Source organism: Stygiolobus sp. CP850M (assembly GCF_037389425.1).
Classification (GTDB): Archaea; Thermoproteota; Thermoprotei_A; order Sulfolobales; family Sulfolobaceae; genus Stygiolobus.
The window spans coordinates 1-3956 of the sequence record NZ_JBBHKR010000081.1; the positions used below are offsets into that span (position 1 = coordinate 1).

3 protein-coding genes and 1 pseudogene are annotated in these 3956 nt (G+C 39.2%); 1 reads left to right on the forward strand and 3 read right to left on the reverse strand.

All coding sequences use genetic code 11. The features are described 5' to 3' along the window. A partial coding sequence (locus WIW89_RS10345; protein WP_443296527.1) for an IS6 family transposase occupies window positions 1-464 on the forward strand: 464 nt, incomplete at its 5' end. Window positions 465-541: 77 nt separating this feature from the next. On the opposite strand, the gene WIW89_RS10350 is transcribed toward WIW89_RS10345, so the two are convergent. The 3 genes and pseudogenes from WIW89_RS10350 to WIW89_RS10360 form a co-directional block, all read right to left on the reverse strand. Then, entirely contained in the window at window positions 542-2188 is a 1647-nt protein-coding gene (locus WIW89_RS10350; protein WP_337720704.1) for an ABC transporter permease, read from the reverse strand. Then, window positions 2185-3138 carry an ABC transporter ATP-binding protein gene (locus WIW89_RS10355; protein ID WP_337720705.1) on the reverse strand — a complete coding sequence of 318 codons (954 nt, stop codon included), beginning with the start codon at window positions 3136-3138 and terminating at the stop codon, window positions 2185-2187. The genes WIW89_RS10350 and WIW89_RS10355 overlap by 4 nt, the downstream gene beginning before the upstream one ends. Before the next feature lie 3 nt (window positions 3139-3141). Beyond that, window positions 3142-3956: pseudogene (locus WIW89_RS10360) on the reverse strand (carbohydrate ABC transporter substrate-binding protein); the annotation flags it as partial.

Here is a 3956-nt window from a genome sequence, read left to right on the forward strand (position 1 = left end):
AGACTAAGGTGAGGCTTGTGAGGGGGAGGTATTACTACGTGTGGATCGTTAGGGATGTTAAAACTAAGGGAATACCCTTCTTCATGGTTACTAGTGTTAGGAGTGGAGTACATGTCTTAGTAGTTCTTGTGAACATGAGTAGGGTTGAGGAAATAGCAATGAGGGTGTTTAGGAGAAGGATTGATAAGGTAATTTACTTGCACGATGGGGCAACAGCATACAACGCCTTCACATGGTTAAACGTAGAACACGAGAAGTTCAACGAGAGGGATTACGCAGAACAAGGGTTCAGAAGCCTAAAACATAGGCTCGCATCAATGGACTTCCACTTCCCTTGGAATACTAGCAAGTTTACAATAACTGGGTGGTTATCAACATTCTTCCTAATATATAACATCCTTTACACCCCAACGTACTTGTTAGATAAGGGGGTGATAATAAATGTAAATATTTCAAATGAATGAAATTGTTGTCCACACTGGAAAATTCGTTATAAACAGATATAAAAAGATCTCTGTTAACGTGAAAAAGGATTCAACCCTTACACGAATTTTAGGCCGCTCTTACTATCGCTTTTGATCACCCTGTCGATCGTGAAGAAACTTATAACCATAACTGGTAAAGCTGCAATCAGTGCGGAAGAAGCTAGAGCTGCCCAATTTACCGTTTCGTCTCCTATAGCTTGCAGTGCGAAGATGGTTATCGTTTCGGCACCTTTAGGTGGAAACCCCATGTTATACGGTGTGTCGCTCAGTAACAGCGGATAGAATAGCAAGTGCCAATTAAATATGAAAGAAAGTAGAAACGTTGAAAGAATAGTAGTCCTAGAGAGTGGTGTAATTATCTTGATAATTTTCCTCTTAATTCCGAAAACTTCAGCAGCCTCGTCATAAGCTCTAGGAAAAGAAGTAAAGAAATTAAACATTATCCACACCGCAAACGTTGCTGTAAAAACCGGAGTTGACAATATGAGAGCCCACCACGTGTTTAACAATCCAATCCTAGAGAAAAATAGGTAAAGAGGTATTATGTATGAAGTTGAAGGTAAAGAATATAGAAAGATTGAAATTAAGAGAAGCCACAATACCCTTTTTCTCTCGATTTCATATGAAGATGGTAAGGCTAGAAATATTGTCAGTAACGATGCAAATAAGGCTACTACTACACTACTTATTAAATACGGTATAGATGAAGAGAAGCACGTAGAAAGGTATTTCAGGTCTATTGAAGTGGGTAAAAGAACTGGTGGAGATCTAAAGTCATATATGTTAGGTCTTAATGCTATAACGAACATCCAATATATAGGAAAATCTAAAAGGAAAATTATAAAAATAGACATAGCATACACTATACTTTTAAAGATATTGTTAGGAATCTTAAAGTTCGGTGAAGGAAACGGTGTCCTTTTGCTCTTTATGAGTAGTAGGATAAGAAGTGCAGGTATCACTGAGATAGCACCTAAGACTGCAGCAGCTAATTCGCCTCCTGAAAAATTAACAAAAAGGAAGATCTCATCATATACTAAAAGAGGTAAAGTAGTTGAGGCAAAGCCCGGACCTCCTTGAGTAAGAACATAAGGAGTATCAAAATTACCAAGTGCTAGAATGAATTGCAACAGAAAGGATAATAGAAAGGCTTTGCTAGTCATTGGTAAGGCTATTCTAAAGTAGAATTGCGATAAGGTCAATCCATCTACTTCCGACGCCTCTCTAACTTCTTGAGGTATGGATCTAAATGCCGAGAGCATAATTAGGAAGGACATAGGGATCATAGACCATATGTTTACTCCAGTTACAGCCCATATTGCTGTAGACGCTAAATAAAGCGGATCAAAAGGGATATGAAACAAGTAGGAAAACCATCCGTAATTACCATATAGACTTATACTCCATATCAAGGCGGAAGATGTAAAAGGAATAGAGTAGGGTAGCATTACGAGGATTGACAATAATCTCTTTCCTTTTTTCACCATATCTACAAATATAGCTAATAACGCCCCCACTACGGTAGTTACAATTGCAGAAGTTAAAGAAAACACCAGTGTATTGTAGAATATTGTATCTAAAGGAACTAGTTTTAACATCGTTTCAGCTTCTTTTAAATTTATTCCTACTAAGGCAAATGTGAATATAAAGGGTATTACACCAAAAGCTGTGATGTAAGCTAAATAGGGTAAATAATATCTCATAAGAACCTTTTGTAACGTCTTAATTTAATCTTTACCTCAGAACCCACTTTAGGCTTATAACTAACAAAAACTGAAATTGTTTCACCGTTCAAGTTTACGTATGCTAAGTATCTATCTCCCCAGAATTCAACGTCTGTAACTTTTCCTATTAAGTCTCCTTCTCCCACCTCTACGTCTTCAGCCCTTACGCCTATCTTTCCCTCAAGCCCTAGAATCTTCCCTGATACGATCTTCATGGGTGGGTTACCGAAGAACGTGGCTACAAATTCATCAACGGGATCATTATAAACTTCTTCTGGTGTTCCTACCTGAATTATTCTTCCGTTATTCATAATTGCAACTCTATCAGCAATTGCCATTGCCTCTTCGTGGTCGTGAGTGACATAAATAGTAGTTATCCCGTTTTCCCTTTGGACGTCTTTTATCAATTTTCTTGCTGAAACTCTCAAAGGTGCGTCTAAGTTTGATAAAGGTTCGTCCATAAGGAAAAGTTTAGGTTTCCTTAGGATCGCCCTAGCTAATGCTACTCTTTGTTGTTGTCCCCCTGATAACTCTGTAGGATATCTGCTAAGAAGCTCATGAATACCGAGTTTCTTACTTATTTCTTCAGCCCATGTAATCGCTTCCTTCTTAGACATTAGGCCTTCTAAAGGTATTATGAGGTTTTCCAAGACTGTCTTATGGGGGTATAATGCGTAGTTCTGAAATACCATTCCCACATTTCTCTTAGAAGGAGGTAGTTCGTTTACCTCTTGTCCGTCTATGATAATTTTCCCGTCGTTCGGTTTTTCCAAACCAGCAATGACCCTAAGGAGAGTTGTCTTTCCAGATCCAGATGGACCGAGAATAACAAAAAACTCTCCCTTTTCAACCTTTAGGCTTACGTTATCTACCGCCGGTGTCTTACTCCCCCTATACACTTTTTTCACGTTTCTGAGCTCTAGGGACAAACTCTAACCACCGTAGTAGGACTCTACGGCACTTATCCAGTCACTTGCTGCTGTCTGTAGAGCTGTATTAGGATCGGTTACCTGACCAGTTAAGTATGTGTATACCTGATTATTAAAGTCTGGGATAAGCGATGAATAGGTAGGTGGGATGTTAGGAGGATTAGCCCATGCCTCTAAAGCCGCCTGATACGTTGCATTCAGCCATTCCCTCTCAAAAGAAGGTATAGAAGCATTCATTATTAGTTGTGTGAACGCCTCTTTCGATATCGGGAACTTATCGAACTTTAGGAATGCGAGCATTTGCACCTTGGGAGAAACTAAGAATTGTAAGAACTCTAGGGCTAATTGCTTGTGAAGAGAATACTTGCTTATTCCTAAGAAGTCCGTTCCGGTCTCGGCATATCCTCCAGGCAGTGGAGCTAGTAATGTTTCGTTTACTTGTGTATTCGGTAATTCAGAAATCTGTGACGTAAATAAGAACGCTCCCGAGGCGTTAGCGTATAATTCTCCTATGTTTCCATAACATACTTGCAGTGAAGAGGGATTAGGCTCATAACTTACTAGCTGTTTATAGGTCTCTAATGTTTCTATACCTGCTGTGGAATTGAAAGAAGGTAAGGGATATTTGAAACCTGGAAGTATATAGCTCTCGAACATTATGTTGAAACCCGGAATACCGTATCCGTTATGAGACAAGTTATAGTCCCTTATGTAATACCAACCGTATACTGCCGGATATGCGTCAATAATACCATGGGACACATGATCGTCTATCAGGAATCCGTATTCGGTTACGTGGTGAGAAGTCAGGAATTGAT